Source organism: Klebsiella sp. YJ, assembly GCF_002108615.1.
Taxonomy (GTDB): domain Bacteria; phylum Pseudomonadota; class Gammaproteobacteria; order Enterobacterales; family Enterobacteriaceae; genus Klebsiella; species Klebsiella planticola.
This window is the reverse complement of the sequence record NZ_MTEG01000030.1, coordinates 32,842-51,036: the sequence shown is the minus strand read 5'-3', so window position 1 is coordinate 51,036 and position 18,195 is coordinate 32,842. Positions and strand designations below refer to the sequence as shown.

Here is an 18,195-nt window from a genome sequence, read left to right as displayed (position 1 = left end):
CCCGCTGTTTTTCCCCTTCCTGCTGCAAGGCGCGGCAAAATTTGCCATAATGCGCGCTACTTTTTTCCAGTTAAGAGAATCAGATGTCCGAGAACGTTCAACTTAATGGTCTGTGCGACCGTTTTCGTGGTTTCTACCCCGTGGTGATTGATGTAGAAACCGCCGGGTTTAATGCTAAAACCGACGCCCTGCTTGAGATCGCCGCCATTACGTTGAAAATGGATGAGCAAGGCTGGTTAATGCCGGACGAGACATTGCATTTTCATGTTGAACCTTTCGAAGGCGCCAATCTGCAGCCTGAAGCGCTGGCCTTTAACGGCATCAATCCGAACGATCCTGAGCGCGGCGCGGTGAGCGAATACGACGCCCTACACGCCATTTTTAAAATGGTCCGCAAGGGAATTAAGGATAACGATTGTAATCGTGCCATCATGGTGGCGCACAACGCGACGTTCGATCTCACCTTTACGATGGCCGCCGCCGAACGCGCCGGACTCAAACGTAATCCGTTTCATCCGTTCGTGACGTTTGATACCGCGGCGCTGAGTGGACTGGCGCTCGGCCAGACGGTGCTGTCCAAAGCCTGCCTGGCCGCCGGAATGGCGTTTGATGGCAGCAAGGCGCACTCTGCGCTGTATGATACCGAGCAGACGGCGCAGCTGTTTTGCGAAATCGTCAACCGCTGGAAACGTCTTGGCGGCTGGCCATTACCGCTTGCCGGACAAGAGTAAGAGACAAAAAAAAGCGACTTCGCAGGAAGTCGCTTTTTTACTGGCGGCAGACTTATTCAGCTTTCGGCTCGTCGGTCTTGTACTTTGCCGCCGTTTCTTTGATCAGCTGCTGCAGTTCGCCGCGCTGATACATTTCAATCACGATGTCGCAACCGCCAACCAGCTCGCCATCAACCCACAGCTGCGGGAAGGTCGGCCAGTTCGCATATTTCGGCAGTTCCGAGCGGATATCCGGGTTCTGCAGGATGTCAACGTAGGCAAAACGCTCGCCGCATGCAGACAGCGCCTGCACAGCCTGAGCGGAAAAACCGCAGCTTGGCAGTTTCGGAGACCCTTTCATGTACAGCAGGATCGGGTTTTCAGCGATTTGACGTTGGATTTTTTCTACAGTCGTGCTCATTGTCATGCTTCCTTAACTTCTATACGGCAGTAATTTGTCATTGTAGCGTCCTGAACGCAGGACAGATAATAACATTTTTTTCACTCATTATATTTTATCTTCTGTGGTCAGAAGTTGCCTTAAAAATATCATTTTGGCCGCGTAAAAGCAGTATCGCTGTACATTTCGCGTACAAGGTGGTTAATGTCTGAGATAATTTTTTGCAATTGTTAATCAAACGACACTTTAGATACAAAAGAGTATTAACTTTCCGGGTTTTTATGCTTTAGAATCGTTGGGTTTTGTCATTCACCGTCAGGTATGGGTACATATCTGTCATTAATCAGGGGATTGCTCAGTGGCGCGGCTAAACAAAATCGCGATTTCGCTCTGTGCATTACTGTTTACATCTATCTCATTTACACCACTGGCGCATGCTTCAGGGCATACGCACACCTCCGCCACGCCAAAAGCGCATGCGGCGAAAGGCACTACAGAACGTAAGAAAAAAGCCAGCAGTCAGAAAACGAAGTCCACAACCAAAACCACCAGCAAGAAAGCCTCAACGGCCACCCGCACCCGACACCCCACTCGCACCACCGCATCCAGCCAGACGGCATTGAACCGTCAGGCCGCCGGCACCAAAAAATGCGTTTTGCGTAAAGGGTATAAAAAGCAGTGTGCGAAATCGATCGCGCCAGCCGCTGAACCGGCCCCGGTCATGGCCAGCGTGCAGAGTAAATGCGTCGTGCGTAAAGGTTACAAAAAACGCTGCAAAACAATCGCGGAAGAACCGCCGCTGACCCTGGCGGATGCGCATAAAGCACGCGTGCAGAGAGCGCAAAGCACCGCTATGTCGAAGTTAATGGATCAGATTGGCAAACCGTATCGCTGGGGCGGAACTTCGCCGCGTACCGGTTTCGACTGCAGTGGGCTGGTCTACTACGCCTATAAGGATCTGGTAAAAATCCGCATTCCGCGCACCGCCAATGAGATGTATCATCTGCGCGATGCCCGTCCGGTCGATCGCGGCGAGCTGCAGAGCGGCGATCTGGTCTTCTTCCGCACCCGTGGGCGCGGCACCGCCGATCACGTCGGCGTTTACGTTGGCAACGGCAAGTTTATTCAGTCGCCGCGTACCGGCCGCGACATCCAGATCACCTCATTAAGCGAAGATTACTGGATTCGCCACTATGTCGGCGCACGCCGGGTGATGACCCCCAAAACCATTCGCTGAGCCTGACCTGCCGCGTCTGCGGCAGGTCAACTCTCCTCACTATAATGTCAGGCTCATCTCATGCCAGGACATGCCGCCATGATCCGAGGCGGAAGGCCGCTCGTAGCGAAAACCAAATCTCTCATACAGGGCCACGTGTCGGTCTTTGCACATCAGGTGAATGGCGCTCTTTTGCGCCTGCGCCATCTGCCGGATAAAGCGCTCCATCAGAGCAGTCGAATACCCTTTTCCCTGGTGTTCAGGATCAACGACGACAGACATAATCACGACATTCGGCGCGCGAGGATCGTGCCCGACCAGCTCCTTGAAGGCTTCATCCGACATCACGACTTCCCACGCACACCCTGAATTAATGAAGCCAATGACCTCTCCTTGCCGTTCCATGCAAAGAAATCCTTCCGGGTACTGCTGGATTCGGGTGGCAATCTTTTCACGAGTGGCCGCTTCATCCCCTTCATATGCGGTCGTTTCAATTTCAAAACAGCGTTCGACGTCGGCCAGAGTCGCCTGGCGATAGACTATGTTAGACAAAACAGACCTCTGCAAAATGGATATTCACTAATCACTTTATATTTCAACGGCAACAGCGATCAACCAGCCCTGTTGAAATGCGATGCCTTGCGCTCCGGCGAAGGCTTAGCCGGGTAAGTTTGTTAAATATACCCTTTATCATTGCAAGGCTTTTAACTCCCTTCTGCAAGTGTTAGCATTCCGATCACAATAAAAACCTGTTGCACTCGCCCCGGCGAGGGACAGTACATGCTGTTCTGGATGGTAAAACATCCTTTGAATGTGAGCTAGAAAACAAGAAGTTATAAGGAGAGTAACAATGTCGTTTGAATTACCTGCATTACCGTATGCAAAAGACGCCCTGGCGCCGCACATTTCCGCAGAAACCCTGGAATACCACTACGGCAAACATCACCAGGCCTATGTCACCAACCTCAACAACCTGATCAAAGGCACCGCGTTTGAAGGTCAATCTTTAGAAGCGATCGTCCGCGCTTCTGAAGGCGGCATCTTTAACAATGCGGCCCAGGTCTGGAACCATACTTTCTACTGGAACTGCCTCGCGCCGAATGCGGGCGGCGAGCCGGAAGGTGAGCTGGCAGCCGCCATCAATCAATCCTTCGGCAGCTTCGCAGAGTTCAAAGCGAAGTTTACCGACGCGGCAGCGAAGAACTTTGGCGCAGGCTGGACATGGCTGGTTAAAAATAGCGATGGCAGCCTGAGCATTGTCTCCACCAGCAACGCTGGCACGCCGCTGACCGGCGACGCCAAACCGCTGCTGACCGTGGATGTCTGGGAACATGCCTATTACATCGACTACCGCAACGCCCGTCCTGACTATCTGGCGCACTTCTGGGCGCTGGTAAACTGGAAGTTTGTGGCAGCCAATCTGGCGGCCTAAAACGCTAACGCAGAAGGGGCAACCCTTCTGCGAATATACCGACTGTCAGACCAACGCCTCTTCTGGCTGCGAACGCCCGCCGAACAGCACCAGCAGCAGCGCCACACCGGCAATGATCGCCCCCATCACCGGCACAAAGGCATAACCCAGTCCGCCAGAAATCACCGCGCCACCGGCTGCCGCACCCAGCGCATTGCCGAGGTTAAACGCTCCGATATTGACCGACGAAGAGAGCCCCGGTGCTTCATGAGCCACTCGCATCACCCGCATTTGCAGCGGTGGAACCACGGCGAAGGTCGCCGCCCCCCAGACCACCATACTGATTGCGGCTCCCAGCTGCGTCTGCGCCAGCAGCGGAATCGCCAGCATGATAACCATCAGCAACAGCAGAAAACCCTTCAGCGTCCCGGAGACGGAACGGTCGGCGAATTTACCGCCGAGGTAGTTACCCAGTGAAAAGCCGACGCCAATCAACACCAGCATGGCGGTGACGAACAGCGGTGAGGCGTGCGTAATGGTGTGCAGCACCGGTGAAATATAGGTATAGAGGGTAAACATCGCGCCGGCCCCCAGCACGGTGGTCAGCAATGCGGAGAGCACCTGCGGACGAACCAGCACCGAGAGCTCCTGTTTTACGTTCGGACGCTCGCCAGCGCTGCCTTTGGGCAACGAAAACCACAGGCTGACCATCGCCACCAGCCCCAGACCTGCCGTCGCGAGGAACGACATCCGCCAGCCGATGGTCTCGCCAAGCCATGTCGCCGCCGGAACGCCGCCAATATTAGCGATAGTCAAGCCCATGAACATGGTCGCCACCGCGCTGGCCTGTTTGTGTTTCGGCACCACGCTCGCCGCCACCACCGACCCGAGGCCAAAGAAAGCGCCGTGGTTAAGACTGGTGATAATGCGCGAAATCAGCAGCGTGGTGTAATCCGGCGCCATTGAGGAGAGAATGTTCCCCAGCGTAAAGATCGCCATCAGAAAAATCAGCGCATTTCTGCGCGCGCGATGAGAGAGCAGCAAAGTCATCAGCGGCGCACCGACCATCACGCCGATCGCATACGCGCTGATCAGCATTCCCGCCGCCGGAATTGACACGTCGACACCTTTGGCAATCACCGGCAGCAGCCCCATCGGGGAAAACTCCGTGGTGCCAATACCAAACGCGCCTATCGCCAGCGCTAACAAGGGAAAGTTGATTTTCATTCAATGACTCCAGCAGACCGTCATCGGCGACGGTATCTCATCAGAAGTCAAAAGCATGACATCAATCACAAAAAAACAAAAGTAAACGAAATGGCAAAAGATTTTTGCGAAATTGATAATAATGGCGGGACGTCGGGGGAAAGAGCTCTCTCCCCCGGATAAATCAGTGCAGCACCGCGGTCAGGCCGGCGGCCACGATCAGACCCAGGACAATAATCGTTGTCGTCAGCGAAAACTTTAAATCTGTATCCATCAATTTTTCCCCCAGTTATCCCCACATGAAAAGTGAGCTTGCTCATTTTTGCACAATATAGCGCAAAAATCTTCCATGTTTTAGGGTGATGCACATTTTTGCTCTTCCCCTTTGCCGCAAGATCGGACAAAATCCCACGCTAATTTGAAAGCGTATCGGCCATTGACCCCTTCCTGTCGTTCTGTGTCGTTTTCCCGACGTGATGCAATGTTGAAAATTGTATTCAGGGTGTGTATAGGCAAACGTTTACGTATCGATAATCAGACGATCAGGTCAAGGTCTGGAGTGAGAAGTAATGGCAACAATTAAAGATGTAGCGAAGCGCGCAAACGTTTCCACTACAACAGTGTCACATGTAATTAACAAAACCCGTTTCGTGGCGGAAGAAACCCGCAACGCCGTGTGGGCGGCGATCAAAGAGCTGCACTATTCCCCCAGTGCCGTTGCTCGCAGCCTGAAGGTTAATCACACCAAATCGATTGGCCTGCTGGCCACCAGCAGCGAAGCGGCCTATTTCGCTGAGATTATTGAAGCCGTAGAAAAGAGCTGTTTCCAGAAAGGCTATACCCTGATTCTGGGCAATGCGTGGAACGATCTCGAAAAGCAGCAGGCCTATCTGTCGATGATGGCGCAAAAGCGCGTCGACGGCCTGCTGGTTATGTGTTCTGAATATCCGGAATCGGTGCTCAGCATGCTGGAAGAGTACCGCCATATTCCGATGGTGGTAATGGACTGGGGTGAATCCAAAGCCGACTTTACCGATTCGGTCATCGATAACGCCTTTGAGGGCGGTTATATGGCCGGTCGCTATCTGGTGGAACGCGGCCATCGTGAAATCGGCGTGATCCCGGGTCCGCTGGAGCGTAACACCGGCGCCGGGCGCCTGGCGGGCTTTATGAAAGCCATGGAAGAAGCGCAGATCGCCGTTCCGGAAAGCTGGATTGTGCAGGGAGACTTCGAGCCTGAATCCGGCTACCGCGCAATGCAGCAGATCCTCAGCCAGCAGCATCGCCCGACGGCGGTCTTCTGCGGCGGCGACATCATGGCGATGGGCGCAATCTGCGCTGCGGATGAGATGGGGCTGCGCGTGCCGCAGGACATTTCGCTGATCGGGTATGATAACGTGCGTAACGCCCGCTATTTCAGCCCGGCGCTGACCACCATCCACCAGCCGAAAGATTCGCTGGGGGAAGCGGCCTTCAATATGCTGATGGATCGTATCGTCAACAAGCGCGAAGAGTCACAGTCGATCGAGGTTCACCCGCGGCTGGTAGAGCGCCGCTCCGTCGTAGACGGCCCGTTCGTCGACTACCGTCGCTAATCGCCCGTGCGGCGCCGGTTACTCCGGCGCCCGCAGCCACTCCCGGTTTAACGTTTCACTGTCCCCCAGATAATCCAGTAGCCACGACAGCGCCGGTGACGTGTCGCTCTGCTGCCAGGTCAGGCAGCACGCGGCGTCCGGGAACGGGTTTTCCAGCGCCAGCGCGGTCCATTCACCGCGGTCAATCCACGGGCGAGCAAAATGGCTCGGCACCATCCCTACGCACAATCCCGCCGAGAGGCAGGTGGCCGAGGATTCCCAGTCCGGCACCACCACCCTTTTCTGGTTGTCCAGTAGCCAGGTCGTGCGTTTTGGTAGCGAGCGGGAGGTGTCCTCCCTGACCAGCGACGGCCAGTTGCGCAACACATCATCGCTGAGCGGCCCGCTCATCTGCGCCAGAGGATGATGGCTCGCCACCACGCAATGCCAGCTCAACATCCCCATATCGCGAAAGGCGTAGCGTCCCCCCACCGGAATCGAACGGGTTGCCCCGATAGCCAGCTCCACGCGTCCGTCGGCCAGCGCGTCCCAGACACCGTTGAAGACCTCCTGAAAAACAATCAGCTCGACATCGGGAAAGTGACGATAAAAATCAACAATCATCTGGCGCATACGGGCCGGTTTAACAATGTCATCCACGGCTATCGACAGCTGACCACGCCAGCCGTTGGCTATCTGCTGACACTGCTGGCGGGTGATCTGCATTTTTTTGATAACAGATCGTCCTTCCTGTAAAAACCAGAGCCCGGCGGGGGTCAATTCGACATCGCGATGGCGGCGTTCAAAAAGCGGTACCGCCAGCCACTCCTCCAGTTGACGTACGGTATAACTGACCGCCGAAGGTACGCGGTGCAGCTCCTGCGCCGCGGCGCTAAAGCTGCCGTTGCGGGCGACAGCATCAACAACTTCGAGTGAGTATTCGGACCACATATTCTGCCTGCAAAAATTTTGAACGCATGTAGCAAATATTAGCGTTTCACAAGCCAGAATGCACTCCCTACACTCTGCGGCATCATACCTGCATCTATAAGAGAATGTTATGCAACAACCCGGGAAAGGATTTTTAGTGTGGCTGGCGGGACTCAGCGTGCTGGGTTTCCTCGCCACCGACATGTATCTGCCGGCCTTTTCGGCCATCCAGCAAGATCTCAATACTTCTGCAGCGTCGGTCAGCGCCAGTCTGAGCCTGTTCCTCGCCGGCTTCGCCATCGGGCAGCTGTTCTGGGGCCCGCTCTCGGACCGCTACGGACGTAAACCGATTCTGCTAACCGGGCTGGCGATCTTCGCTATCAGCTGTCTGGGAATGCTGTGGGTGCGTGACGCCACTCTGATGCTGGTGCTGCGCTTTATCCAGGCGATCGGCGTCTGCGCGGCGGCGGTGACCTGGCAGGCGATGGTCACCGATTATTATCCAGCTCAGCGCACTAACCGTATTTTCGCCACCATTATGCCGCTGGTGGGTTTATCGCCGGCTCTGGCGCCGTTGCTCGGCAGCTGGCTGCTTGCCCATCTGGAATGGCAGGCCATTTTTGCCACCCTTTTTGCCATCGCCCTGCTGCTGATGGTGCCCGCCCTGCGCCTGAAACCGGTCGTCAGGCCGCAGGGTGACGTCCGCGAGAAGCTGACCTTTCTGACGCTGCTGCGCTCGCGCGAATACAGCGGCAACGTGCTGATTTACGCCGCCTGCTCCGCCAGCTTTTTTGCCTGGTTAACCGGGTCGCCGTTTATTCTCCATGAGATGGGCTACAGCCCGACCGCTATCGGTCTTAGCTATGTTCCGCAGACAATCGCCTTTTTAATCGGTGGCTATGGATGCCGCGCGGCGCTGCAGAAATGGCAAGGCCAACAGCTGCTGCCCTGGCTGCTGGTGATTTTCGCCGTCAGCGTGGCTGCCACCTGGATGGTTGGTCTGGTTGAGGATGTCTCAATTATTGCGGTGATGATTCCCTTCTGCGTGATGGCCATTGTCAATGGCGGGATCTACCCGATTGTTGTCGCCCAGGCGCTGAAGCCGTTCCCGCAGGCGACCGGTCGTGCCGCCGCGCTGCAGAACACGCTGCAGCTTGGTCTGTGCTTCCTGACCAGTCTGCTGGTTTCCGCGCTGATTGCCACGCCGCTGCTCACTACCACCAGCGTGATGCTGGTCTCTATCGTGCTGGCCGGGCTGGGTTATTTTATGCAGCGTCACAGCGTTTGCCTGACTACCGAATCGTCTCATGCATAAACGCGTTTCAGTGATGTTAAGGCTCAGTAATTAGCCTGCTAATATATTTTTATTGAAAGCCTGATTTCAGCGGCCTATACTGAACCGGCTTCACATAAATAAAATATTTTTTAAGATTAACGGGAGCAGGATGCATCCCGTTTCACCATGGAAGGCCTTTCGGCAAGGGTTATCGCCCTTCCTCTGTTCTACGTCGGATAGCAGCTTCACGGATATTCCGTGAGATTTCTCACAAAGCCAAAAAAGCGTCTACGCTGTTTTAAGGTTCTGATCACTTGGGCGTGATGGAGAAGCTATGAGTTCATCGTGTATAGAAGAAGTAAGCGTACCAAACGACGACTGGTACCGAATTGCAACCGAATTGCTCGGTCGCGCGGGCATTGAGGTTAATGGCACCGCCCCCTCCGATCTGCGGATTAACAATCCGCTCTTCTTTAAACGTGTTTTACAGGAAGGGTCGCTGGGGTTAGGTGAGAGTTATATGGACGGCTGGTGGGATTGCGAACGGCTGGATATATTCTTCCATAAAGTACTCCGTGCCGGGCTGGAAAATCAGCTTCCTCACCATCTGAAAGATACGCTTCGCATCGCGGGCGCACGCCTGTTCAATCTACAAAGTAAAAAGCGTTCCTGGATTGTCGGCAAAGAACATTACGACCTGGGCAACGATCTTTTCAGCCGGATGCTCGACCCCTATATGCAATATTCCTGCGCGTACTGGAAAGAGGCGCAATCGCTGGAAGAGGCGCAGGTGGCAAAATTAGATCTTATTTGCCGCAAACTGCAGCTGGAACCGGGGATGCGGGTGCTGGATATTGGCTGCGGCTGGGGTGGTCTGGCTTACTATATGGCCAAAAATTATCACGTTAGCGTAGTCGGCGTGACCATTTCCGCCGAGCAGCAAAAAATGGCCCAACAGAGATGCGAAGGGTTAGACGTTACCATTTTGCTGCAGGACTATCGTGACCTGCATGACCAGTTTGATCGCATTGTTTCCGTCGGGATGTTTGAACACGTGGGACCTAAAAATTACGCCACCTATTTTGAAGTGGTGGATCGTAATTTAAAACCTGACGGTCGTTTTTTATTACACACCATTGGCTCCAAAAAAACGGACCACAGCGTCGATCCGTGGATCAATAAATATATTTTCCCCAACGGTTGTCTGCCTTCGGTTCGTCATATCGCGCAAGCCAGCGAATCCCATTTCGTGATGGAAGACTGGCACAATATCGGCGCCGATTACGATACGACGCTGATGGCCTGGTACGAACGTTTCCTGGCCAGCTGGCCCGATATCGCCGATAACTATTCGGAACGTTTTAAACGTATGTTTAGTTATTATCTGAACGCCTGCGCGGGGGCTTTTCGCGCGCGCGATATTCAGCTCTGGCAGGTGGTCTTTTCTCGCGGTGTGGAAAACGGCCTTCGCGTGGCCCGCTAAAAATATCCCCCGTTAACACGGGGGATATTTTTTTCTTCCCTTCTTCATCCGGCAGCAGCGGCCGATCATTCATCGCTCAGCTGTTGTGCCGCTTCTTTCGCTGCCAGCACGCGTTCCACGGTATCGACTACCGCCTGCGTTTGCGGGTCGATCTCGATATTCACCCGATCGCCGAGTTTTTTAATGCCAAGCGTGGTGCGCTGCAGCGTTTCCGGGATCAAATGTACGCAAAAACGCGTCGGGGTCACTTCACCGACCGTCAGACTGATGCCGTCAACGCCGATAAATCCTTTATAGAGGATATATTTCATCAGCGTCGGGTCCTGAACCTTAAACCAGATCTGGCGATTATTTTCCGAGGTCAGGATCTTGACGATTTCCGCCGTGGTCATAATGTGGCCGGACATCAGATGGCCGCCGATCTCATCGCTGAATTTTGCCGCTCGTTCCACGTTCACCACATCCCCCACCTCTACAGCGCCAAGGTTGGTAATACGCAGCGTCTCTTTCATCAGGTCAAAACTGATGCGCGGACCGTCAATTTCGGTGACTGTCAGGCAGCAACCATTGTGCGCCACCGATGCCCCGGTCTCGATGCCGGCAAGCATATGCTCAGGCAGCTCCACCACATGGGTGCGAAAATTGGGTTTTTCATCGATGGACACCACTTTAGCGGTCCCCTGCACAATGCCTGTAAACATGCTTTACTCCTGTAGACTTTCGTGACGGTATCATTACCGTTATACCTGTCGGGAACAATACCAGTTGGCAAAACAGGTTGCCAGCGCGCATCGTGCCCTACCATTTTTTCACTGGCTTAATGGCGCATCCTCGCTACAATAGACTGGAAAATCCCTCTGCTCTTTCTTCTTGCTGCCATTTACGGCGGCTTTTTTAGTCTCAAAATAACAACAATATAAAGGTGTTCACGTGCAGAAGTATTTTATTGAAGCGCGTCAGTTATTAGCACTGGCCATTCCTGTGATCCTGGCACAGGTCGCCCAGACCTCCATGGGCTTTGTCGATACCGTGATGGCGGGTGGCTATAGCGCCACCGATATGGCAGCCGTCGCGATTGGGACCTCTATCTGGCTCCCGGCAATTCTCTTTGGCCACGGTCTGCTGCTGGCGCTGACGCCGGTTATCGCACAGCTAAATGGCTCCGGTCGCCGCGACCGCATTGCTCATCAGATTCGTCAGGGGTTCTGGCTGGCGGGATTCGTTTCGCTGCTGGTCATGGTCGTGCTGTGGAACGCCGGGTACATCATCAGCTCGATGCACAATATTGACCCGGCCCTCGCCGAAAAAGCGGTAGGCTACCTGCGCGCGCTGCTGTGGGGCGCCCCCGGCTATCTCTTCTTCCAGGTCGCACGTAACCAGTGTGAAGGCCTTGCGAAAACCAAACCGGGGATGGTAATGGGATTTATCGGCCTGCTGGTCAATATTCCCGTTAACTATATCTTTATCTACGGCCACTTTGGCATGCCTGAACTGGGCGGCATCGGCTGCGGCGTGGCGACGGCATCCGTTTACTGGGTGATGTTCTTCTGTATGATCTCCTGGGTACGTCGCGCCCGCTCTATGCGCGATATCCGTAGCGATGAAGGCTTCAGCGGACCGGACTTCAGCGTGCTTAAACGTCTGGTGCAGCTTGGGCTGCCAATTGCGCTGGCGCTGTTTTTTGAAGTCACTCTGTTTGCGGTCGTTGCGCTGCTGGTTTCTCCACTGGGGATTGTGGACGTCGCGGGCCATCAGATAGCCCTGAACTTCAGTTCGCTGATGTTCGTTTTACCCCTCTCGCTGGCGGCAGCGGTCACCATCCGCGTCGGCTTCCGTCTTGGGCAGGGTTCCACCCTCGATGCGCAGGTTTCTGCCAGAACCGGGGTTGGCGTTGGCGTCTGCATGGCGGTGATCACGGCGATTTTCACCATCCTGATGCGTAAGCAAATTGCCCTGCTGTATAACGACAATCCAGAAGTGGTCCTGCTGGCTTCCCAACTGATGCTGCTGGCCGCGATATATCAGATCTCCGACTCCGTACAGGTGATTGGTAGCGGGATTCTGCGCGGATATAAAGATACGCGTTCGATCTTCTTTATTACGTTTACCGCGTACTGGGTGCTGGGACTGCCGAGCGGCTACCTGCTGGCCTTAACCGATACGCTTGTTCCGCGTATGGGGCCCGCCGGTTTCTGGTGCGGATTTATTATCGGGCTCACCTCGGCAGCAGTGATGATGATGCTGCGGATGCGTTTCCTGCAGCGTCAACCGTCCAGCGTGATTTTGCAACGCGCGGCGCGCTAACGCACAGCGGCACCTGTTCCCAGGGTGCCGCTCCTCACCGTCGTAGGGATTCAGCGCGGGCCCAGCGCGGTTCTTAAGGCGTCAACAAAACATTTAATTTTCGTCGTCCGCCGACGTCCAGCCGGCACCAGAATATGCATGGGCCGCGCCGGTCCTGAGAATCCGGCTAATACCTGCACCAGGCTCCCCCGCTCCACTTCGGTTTTCAACACATCTTCCGGCCCGAGGGTAATACCGTGCCCGGCAATGGCCGCATTCATCAGCGCCTTCCAGTCATTCGCGCGGAACCGCCCGGTGGGTTTGATCTCGAACATGGCCCCCTGTTTCTCAAATTGCCACCGGCAGGCGCTGCCCGCCGACCAGTGTCCATACACCAGGCACGCGTGATGTTGAAGATCGGTCGGCGTCTGCGGTTCGCCGTGGCGCAAAATATAGTCAGGTGACGCGCAGGCAATCAGCCGGTATGGCAGCAGAGGCCATGCAACCATCGAGCTGTCGGCCAGCTCACCGATGCGCACGATCACCTCAAACTCCTCTTCTATCGGGTCGACAATGCGGTCGCTCAACGTCAGTTCAACCTGAACGTCAGGGTAGCGGGCAAGATAGTCGGTAATAAAGGCTGCGAGCGCATGCGAACCAAAAGTGACCGGCGCATTCACCCGGATGATGCCTGAAGGTGTCGCTTTCATCTCCTGCGCCACCGCGTCCGCCTCCGCGATCTCAGCCAGTACCACCCGGCAGCGTTCATAATAGCTACGCCCGATATCGGTGAGCGTCTGTCGGCGCGTGGTGCGGGCGATTAATGAAGTGCCCAGGTGCGCCTCAAGCGCTGCCACGTGTCGGGCGACCATCTGCGGCGAGAGTCGCAGCTGTCCGGCAGCGGCGGCAAACGACCCCGTTTCAGCCGCCTTCACGAAAACCCTGATACTGGTGAGCTGGTCCATGATTCACTCATTTGAGTTGTTTATCATTCCACTATCTTACGATTTATCTTCTGCAGAGATGGAATTAAATTTATCGACACTATCAGATCATTGGTAAGGAGTTGAAAATGAAGATTGGCATTATTGGCGCCGGATTCGTTGGCCGGTCTATCGCGAAGCTGGCGCTTGCCGCCGGTCACGATGTCATGTTGAGTAACTCGCGGGGGCCCCAGACTCTTTTCAGCCTGGGTCCGATGATTGGCTGTCAGGTCGGTAGCGCAGAGGACGCTGCCGAATTTGGCGAGGTGGTGGTCATTGCCGTGCCGCTCAGCGCTATCCATTCGCTGCCGGTTGCCGGCATTAAGGATAAACATGTCATTGATGCAGTGAATTACTATCCCGAGCGTGATGGCCCGATCGAGGCGCTGGAGTCAGGAGAGACCACGACCAGCGAATTGCTCGCCCAGATCCTGCCTGCCGCTACCGTCACTAAAGCGTTTAACGCTATTCCCATGACCCAACTGGAAAGCGATGGACTGCCCGCGGGGGCGGAAAATCGTCGGGCGCTGCCGTTAGCAGGCGATAGTGAAAAAGGAAAAGCGATCGCCGCCGCGCTGTACGAGGCGTTTGGCTTTGACACCGTCGACGCCGGACCACTGTCCGAAGGATGGCGTTTTGAACGCGGCCAGCCCGCCTATTGCGTACGAATGACCCGCCCGACGCTGCTCACGACCTTGTCCCATACACCGCATCGCTAACCGCCCCCCTCCGCCGACGCTGACTCCGTTGGCGGAGCATCCTGCTTTTCGCCCGCCCTGCGCGTTGTACATTCCGTTACTCGCCGATACCAAACACTCACTGAAGCCTGAGAAAGAAAAACTTATAGTAATTTCAACAGCCCCGCAGTGGGGTTAACTGAAGAAACAATTTCGAGGATATCAGAATGAAAAAAGTATTAGCTCTGGTCGTTGCCGCTGCTATGGGTCTGTCTTCTGCTGCTTTCGCTGCTGATGCAGTAAGCACTACTCAGGCTCCGGCTGCTGCAACTCACAGCACCACTGCCAAGACCACCCATCATAAAAAACACCACAAAGCCGCTGCCAAACCAGCCGCTGAACAGAAAGCTCAGGCCGCGAAAAAACACCACAAAGCTGCCGCTAAACCAGCCGCTGAGCAGAAAGCCCAGGCCGCAAAAAAACACCACAAAGCTGCTGCCAAACCAGCCGCTGAGCAGAAAGCCCAGGCAGCGAAAAAGCACCACAAAGCCGCGGCTAAACCGGTAGCGCAGAAAGCTCAGGCAGCAAAAAAACACCACAAAACCACTAAACATCAGGCCGCTAAACCGGCTGCACAACCGGCTGCTTAATTCTTCCGCTAAGTTGAGTTAATCATAAACCGGCGCTGCTTCAGCGCCGGTTTTATTTCAGGAAGCCACTATGCTGCAACGCTATCGTTTTGAGCTTATTCTGATCCTGTTAGTCCTCTGCGCGCTTTTTACCCTCCGCCTTATTTTCAGGTAATCACACCTTTCCGGCACCAGCGTCTGCGACGCCTCTTGCACCGTTCGTCTGACAAATCACTCATTCTCTCTTCCGGCAACTTCGCCACGCCTCACTTCGCGCCGCGTCAGGAACGACGCCGCAGCGAGACAAAGGCAGCTGGATAAGAAATATCCTTTAGCATCAGTAAAATATGAACAATATGCGTAAAACTTCCGCAATCGCGTGAGATCTGAAAGAAAAGTGACGTTTGCCTCTTGCCACAACCCCATCCGATCGCTAATATGCGTCCCCGTTGTCACCACAACATTGCGTTCATAGCTCAGTTGGTTAGAGCACCACCTTGACATGGTGGGGGTCGTTGGTTCGAGTCCAATTGAACGCACCATAATGCGTTTATAGCTCAGTTGGTTAGAGCACCACCTTGACATGGTGGGGGTCGTTGGTTCGAGTCCAATTAAACGCACCATAATGCGTCCGTAGCTCAGTTGGTTAGAGCACCACCTTGACATGGTGGGGGTCGGTGGTTCGAGTCCACTCGGACGCACCATTCTTTATTCCGCAGACATCAGCAACAGTCTGTAGGTTATCGAACGGTGTGTGAATTTCGCACATTTCTCCCGGTATAATACCCGTTCTTCCCTTTGCGCTTATCCATGCGGTTCCTGTAACAGGAATTAACGCCAGCTTGCCACGCAGCATCAAACAGTCCCGCACACGCGTTTTTAGCTGCAGAGCTATTGCAACGAGATGAAGGGCCGGCTTTTATCGGGTCTCTTCCGTTGACTCATGCGGCAAACCAGGGCGCAAGCGGGTCGGGATAGTGACGCCATTCGCCCGGACCTTCCGCCATTTCTTCGTCCGTAAGCAAAGCGGAAGCCAGCCGGGCGCGCAGCGCTGATTCATCCATATTCATTCCGATAAACACCAGTTCCTGCCGGGCATCGCCCACGCCATCCATCCAGTTTGCCAGGATAAATTTCAGCGACTCATCATCCTCAGGCCAACGTTCTCTGGGGACACTTGCCCACCACCTTCCCCCCAGTTCCTGACGCGCCACGCCACCCGCCTGTGACCAGGCACCGGCAAATTCCGCACGACTGGCCAACCAAAAATACCCTTTCGATCTGACCACACCAGCCAGTTCATGCGCCATCACCTGGCAGAACCGAGCCGGATGGAAAGGCCGACGGGCGCGAAATACGAAGCTGCTAATCCCATACTCCTCTGTTTCCGGCGTATGTTCGCCGCGCAGTTCCTTCAGCCAGCCCGGTGCCTGTGCGGCATTATCAAAATCAAACAGTCCGGTATTCAGCACCTTATCCAGCGCGACCTGACCAAACCGGGAGACCACCATTTTTGCCCGCGGATTAAGCGAACGCAAAATAGCCATCAGCTTTTCTTGTTGCCCGTCATCGATCAGATCGACTTTGTTCAGGACCAGCACATCGCAGAATTCAATCTGCTCAATGAGCAAATCGACCACGCTGCGCTCATCACCTTCGCCCAGTGATTCCCCGCGTGAGCGGATGCTATCCGCAGAGTCATAATCCCGCAAAAAATTGAAGGCATCCACGACGGTAACCATGGTATCAAGACGCGCCACGGTTGAAAGACTTTGCCCGTCATCGCCGGCGAAGGTAAAGGTTTCAGCAACCGGAAGCGGTTCAGAAATCCCGGTAGACTCGATAACCAGCTGATCAAAGCGCCCTTCTTTCGCCAGGCGATTAACTTCCAGCAGGAGATCTTCCCGCAGAGTGCAGCAGATGCAGCCGTTACTCATTTCAACCAGTTTTTCATCGGTACGTGAAAGTTCAGCGCCCCCTTCCCTGACCAAAGCGGCATCAATATTGACCTCCGACATATCATTGACGATAACCGCAACGCGCCTGCCCTCCCGGTTGTGCAGAATATGGTTGAGCAGGGTCGTTTTCCCGGCCCCCAGAAAACCGGACAGAACGGTCACCGGTAGGCGCTTGTCGCCCTGTGTTGCTACGCTGGTTCCGGACATTGTCTTTTATCTCCTCGTACTTCATTTGTCATTGGTACACTGGTTTCGGCCTGCTAAGCATGGCCACAGTATTTAATTGTTATGTTATAACATAACAATTAAAATGCCAATATCGACCTTTCCGGCCACATGGAGGAGAAATGTGCAGAGGCTATAAGCCATGTTGGCTTAACTGCAGGAGAGGCGCGATGCCATTTATCGCGAGTGTTCCGCTGCGTCACCAGGCAAATTGTTATGGCCCAGCCCGCCAATAAACGGCAGACGGATACGTAGCGGTGTGAAATCCAGGCCGACGTTCAGCCCCAGCATGTTGAGTTCAAATCCCTCTTCAGCCCCCAGCGTTACGCCGGCGATACCCAGCACCGACACCTGTACCCCGCGCCCGGAGGGCGGTAGACCAATGGGATTCAGCAGCGAGCGAAAATCTTTCCCCACCGCGTTGGCGGGCAGATCCAGTTTGAGCGCGGGCACCTCGCGTCCAATATGGGCCAGAAAGGTATTACTGTTAGGGCCTGGCCAGGCGTGATAAGTATCCGGCCACGGATAGGAAGCAATTGCCGCAACAATCTGCGGGATCATAGCCTCGGCCTCCGCTCCCCGGTGCTCTACCAGTAAACGAGGTTTCGCGCCGAACCAGTAGCCATCCGGCGGATTGCTATTATGGCGCACCTTCTCCCCGCCTCCCCAGCTAATCACTTCGTAGCGGTTATATTCCGTTTCCCCGGCTCGTTTATAGATAATCCAGGGATGCACCGCCACCACACCTTTCCATCCCCAGGTCGGCGCAGCGTAGACCTGCACAATGGCCAGGCGGGCGTTTTGCTGGGGGTCAGGCGCCAGGCCAGCTGAGTCACGACGGGCGGACCACCAGCCTTCCTGCGAGCGTAGCTCCCGCTGATACATCGCCTGGGCCAGGCTGGCGCCAAGGGAGAGCAGGATGATGCAAAGAAGGCTCAGACAAACGATTTTTATGATCATGGCGGCCTGTATTCAGAAAGGAGACATCCGTATGGGCGATTATTGTCCTGACGGGGCCGGGCAGCAATATAAAACGCGCCAATCATCATCAAGAATGCCTGCAGTAATGAGGACTTGCAGCCTGTAGACCCTGTCAATTCACTACAGGCACGCGATTTGCCGTAAGATTTCACGCCACTATCGTTTCGGGATCGGCCAGACGTTGCAGTACTTCTTTGCCCTGCTCATCATCACAGGTCGGCAATCCCTTATCGTCGACGAGAGTCGACTCTGG

19 protein-coding genes and 3 tRNA genes are annotated in these 18,195 nt (G+C 54.9%); 13 read left to right on the top strand and 9 right to left on the bottom strand.

Annotated features, from left to right (window positions below; translation table 11 throughout):
- The first annotated feature begins 83 nt into the window (after positions 1 to 83).
- Positions 84 to 731 (top strand): ribonuclease T, encoded by a 648-nt coding sequence (rnt, locus tag BV390_RS25150; protein ID WP_032687390.1) that lies wholly within the window; start codon positions 84 to 86, stop codon positions 729 to 731.
- A gap of 52 nt (positions 732 to 783) precedes the next feature.
- Here the strand turns inward: rnt and grxD are convergent, their stop codons facing one another.
- On the bottom strand, positions 784 to 1,131 hold the full coding sequence (grxD, locus tag BV390_RS25145) for a monothiol glutaredoxin 4 (protein ID WP_085397443.1): 348 nt from the start codon (positions 1,129 to 1,131) through the stop codon (positions 784 to 786).
- A gap of 337 nt (positions 1,132 to 1,468) precedes the next feature.
- Here grxD and BV390_RS25140 point away from each other — a divergent pair, with 337 nt between their 5' ends.
- A complete protein-coding gene (locus tag BV390_RS25140) occupies positions 1,469 to 2,347 on the top strand; it encodes a C40 family peptidase (RefSeq protein WP_032687389.1) in 879 nt (292 codons plus the stop codon).
- Between the two features lie 39 nt (positions 2,348 to 2,386).
- Here the strand turns inward: BV390_RS25140 and BV390_RS25135 are convergent, their stop codons facing one another.
- The gene (locus BV390_RS25135) at positions 2,387 to 2,878 is read right to left on the bottom strand and encodes a GNAT family N-acetyltransferase (RefSeq protein WP_032687387.1); all 492 of its coding nucleotides are present in this window, start codon (positions 2,876 to 2,878) and stop codon (positions 2,387 to 2,389) included.
- A 298-nt stretch (positions 2,879 to 3,176) separates the two neighbouring features.
- On the opposite strand from BV390_RS25135, the gene sodB reads away from it, so the two are divergent.
- Positions 3,177 to 3,758 (top strand): superoxide dismutase [Fe], encoded by a 582-nt coding sequence (gene sodB, locus BV390_RS25130; protein WP_032687386.1) that lies wholly within the window; start codon positions 3,177 to 3,179, stop codon positions 3,756 to 3,758.
- Between the two features lie 45 nt (positions 3,759 to 3,803).
- Here sodB and BV390_RS25125 read toward each other — a convergent pair whose 3' ends face one another.
- Positions 3,804 to 4,964, bottom strand: coding sequence for an MFS transporter (locus tag BV390_RS25125; RefSeq protein WP_032687384.1), 1,161 nt, complete (start codon positions 4,962 to 4,964; stop codon positions 3,804 to 3,806).
- A gap of 163 nt (positions 4,965 to 5,127) precedes the next feature.
- Positions 5,128 to 5,217: a cytochrome bd-I oxidase subunit CydH gene (gene cydH / locus BV390_RS30870; RefSeq protein ID WP_004862736.1), complete on the bottom strand. Its 90-nt coding sequence runs from the start codon at positions 5,215 to 5,217 to the stop codon at positions 5,128 to 5,130.
- Between the two features lie 295 nt (positions 5,218 to 5,512).
- Between cydH and purR the strand changes: the two genes are divergently transcribed.
- On the top strand, positions 5,513 to 6,538 hold the full coding sequence (purR, locus tag BV390_RS25120) for an HTH-type transcriptional repressor PurR (RefSeq protein ID WP_004862740.1): 1,026 nt from the start codon (positions 5,513 to 5,515) through the stop codon (positions 6,536 to 6,538).
- An 18-nt stretch (positions 6,539 to 6,556) separates the two neighbouring features.
- On the opposite strand, the gene punR is transcribed toward purR, so the two are convergent.
- Positions 6,557 to 7,468 (bottom strand): DNA-binding transcriptional activator PunR, encoded by a 912-nt coding sequence (gene punR, locus BV390_RS25115; RefSeq protein WP_032687382.1) that lies wholly within the window; start codon positions 7,466 to 7,468, stop codon positions 6,557 to 6,559.
- Between the two features lie 109 nt (positions 7,469 to 7,577).
- Here punR and punC point away from each other — a divergent pair, with 109 nt between their 5' ends.
- Both punC and cfa read left to right on the top strand, forming a co-directional pair.
- A complete protein-coding gene (punC, locus tag BV390_RS25110) occupies positions 7,578 to 8,762 on the top strand; it encodes a purine nucleoside transporter PunC (RefSeq protein ID WP_032687380.1) in 1,185 nt (394 codons plus the stop codon).
- Positions 8,763 to 9,057: 295 nt separating this feature from the next.
- On the top strand, positions 9,058 to 10,206 hold the full coding sequence (gene cfa / locus BV390_RS25105) for a cyclopropane fatty acyl phospholipid synthase (protein WP_032687379.1): 1,149 nt from the start codon (positions 9,058 to 9,060) through the stop codon (positions 10,204 to 10,206).
- 65 nt (positions 10,207 to 10,271) lie between these two features.
- Here the strand turns inward: cfa and BV390_RS25100 are convergent, their stop codons facing one another.
- On the bottom strand, positions 10,272 to 10,907 hold the full coding sequence (locus tag BV390_RS25100; protein ID WP_032687377.1) for a riboflavin synthase: 636 nt from the start codon (positions 10,905 to 10,907) through the stop codon (positions 10,272 to 10,274).
- A 229-nt stretch (positions 10,908 to 11,136) separates the two neighbouring features.
- Here BV390_RS25100 and mdtK point away from each other — a divergent pair, with 229 nt between their 5' ends.
- Positions 11,137 to 12,510 carry an MdtK family multidrug efflux MATE transporter gene (gene mdtK / locus BV390_RS25095; protein WP_032687376.1) on the top strand — a complete coding sequence of 458 codons (1,374 nt, stop codon included), beginning with the start codon at positions 11,137 to 11,139 and terminating at the stop codon, positions 12,508 to 12,510.
- A 50-nt stretch (positions 12,511 to 12,560) separates the two neighbouring features.
- On the opposite strand, the gene BV390_RS25090 is transcribed toward mdtK, so the two are convergent.
- A complete protein-coding gene (locus BV390_RS25090) occupies positions 12,561 to 13,454 on the bottom strand; it encodes a LysR family transcriptional regulator (protein WP_049264731.1) in 894 nt (297 codons plus the stop codon).
- 107 nt (positions 13,455 to 13,561) lie between these two features.
- Here BV390_RS25090 and BV390_RS25085 point away from each other — a divergent pair, with 107 nt between their 5' ends.
- The 6 genes from BV390_RS25085 to BV390_RS25065 all read left to right on the top strand — a co-directional run bounded on the left by BV390_RS25085 (position 13,562) and on the right by BV390_RS25065 (position 15,482).
- Positions 13,562 to 14,191, top strand: coding sequence for an NADPH-dependent F420 reductase (locus BV390_RS25085; protein WP_032687374.1), 630 nt, complete (start codon positions 13,562 to 13,564; stop codon positions 14,189 to 14,191).
- A gap of 185 nt (positions 14,192 to 14,376) precedes the next feature.
- The gene (gene asr, locus BV390_RS25080) at positions 14,377 to 14,799 is read left to right on the top strand and encodes an acid resistance repetitive basic protein Asr (RefSeq protein ID WP_064359769.1); all 423 of its coding nucleotides are present in this window, start codon (positions 14,377 to 14,379) and stop codon (positions 14,797 to 14,799) included.
- A 70-nt stretch (positions 14,800 to 14,869) separates the two neighbouring features.
- Positions 14,870 to 14,953: a small membrane protein YdgU gene (gene ydgU, locus BV390_RS32135; protein ID WP_099130681.1), complete on the top strand. Its 84-nt coding sequence runs from the start codon at positions 14,870 to 14,872 to the stop codon at positions 14,951 to 14,953.
- 290 nt (positions 14,954 to 15,243) lie between these two features.
- A tRNA-Val gene (locus BV390_RS25075) sits at positions 15,244 to 15,320 on the top strand.
- Positions 15,321 to 15,324: 4 nt separating this feature from the next.
- Positions 15,325 to 15,401 (top strand) — tRNA-Val (locus BV390_RS25070).
- 4 nt (positions 15,402 to 15,405) lie between these two features.
- A tRNA-Val gene (locus BV390_RS25065) sits at positions 15,406 to 15,482 on the top strand.
- Between the two features lie 237 nt (positions 15,483 to 15,719).
- On the opposite strand, the gene zigA is transcribed toward BV390_RS25065, so the two are convergent.
- Together zigA and BV390_RS25055 are read right to left on the bottom strand one after the other, a co-directional pair.
- The gene (gene zigA / locus BV390_RS25060) at positions 15,720 to 16,943 is read right to left on the bottom strand and encodes a zinc metallochaperone GTPase ZigA (protein ID WP_032699672.1); all 1,224 of its coding nucleotides are present in this window, start codon (positions 16,941 to 16,943) and stop codon (positions 15,720 to 15,722) included.
- A gap of 195 nt (positions 16,944 to 17,138) precedes the next feature.
- Positions 17,139 to 17,921, bottom strand: a complete 783-nt coding sequence (locus tag BV390_RS25055) for a DUF3750 domain-containing protein (protein ID WP_032687303.1) — start codon at positions 17,919 to 17,921, stop codon at positions 17,139 to 17,141.
- Positions 17,922 to 18,195 lie beyond the last annotated feature (274 nt).

Bases quoted from the DNA above. Each gene is read 5' to 3' on its own strand.
- BV390_RS25055 (WP_032687303.1), bottom strand. From the start codon at position 17,921: ATGATCATAAAAATCGTTTGTCTGAGCCTTCTTTGCATCATCCTGCTC.
- ydgU (WP_099130681.1), top strand. From the start codon at position 14,870: ATGCTGCAACGCTATCGTTTTGAGCTTATTCTGATCCTGTTAGTCCTC.
- sodB (WP_032687386.1), top strand. From the start codon at position 3,177: ATGTCGTTTGAATTACCTGCATTACCGTATGCAAAAGACGCCCTGGCG.
- BV390_RS25125 (WP_032687384.1), bottom strand. From the start codon at position 4,964: ATGAAAATCAACTTTCCCTTGTTAGCGCTGGCGATAGGCGCGTTTGGT.
- BV390_RS25100 (WP_032687377.1), bottom strand. From the start codon at position 10,907: ATGTTTACAGGCATTGTGCAGGGGACCGCTAAAGTGGTGTCCATCGAT.
- punC (WP_032687380.1), top strand. From the start codon at position 7,578: ATGCAACAACCCGGGAAAGGATTTTTAGTGTGGCTGGCGGGACTCAGC.
- zigA (WP_032699672.1), bottom strand. From the start codon at position 16,943: ATGTCCGGAACCAGCGTAGCAACACAGGGCGACAAGCGCCTACCGGTG.
- asr (WP_064359769.1), top strand. From the start codon at position 14,377: ATGAAAAAAGTATTAGCTCTGGTCGTTGCCGCTGCTATGGGTCTGTCT.
- punR (WP_032687382.1), bottom strand. From the start codon at position 7,468: ATGTGGTCCGAATACTCACTCGAAGTTGTTGATGCTGTCGCCCGCAAC.
- cfa (WP_032687379.1), top strand. From the start codon at position 9,058: ATGAGTTCATCGTGTATAGAAGAAGTAAGCGTACCAAACGACGACTGG.
- grxD (WP_085397443.1), bottom strand. From the start codon at position 1,131: ATGAGCACGACTGTAGAAAAAATCCAACGTCAAATCGCTGAAAACCCG.
- purR (WP_004862740.1), top strand. From the start codon at position 5,513: ATGGCAACAATTAAAGATGTAGCGAAGCGCGCAAACGTTTCCACTACA.
- cydH (WP_004862736.1), bottom strand. From the start codon at position 5,217: ATGGATACAGATTTAAAGTTTTCGCTGACGACAACGATTATTGTCCTG.
- BV390_RS25090 (WP_049264731.1), bottom strand. From the start codon at position 13,454: ATGGACCAGCTCACCAGTATCAGGGTTTTCGTGAAGGCGGCTGAAACG.
- BV390_RS25085 (WP_032687374.1), top strand. From the start codon at position 13,562: ATGAAGATTGGCATTATTGGCGCCGGATTCGTTGGCCGGTCTATCGCG.
- rnt (WP_032687390.1), top strand. From the start codon at position 84: ATGTCCGAGAACGTTCAACTTAATGGTCTGTGCGACCGTTTTCGTGGT.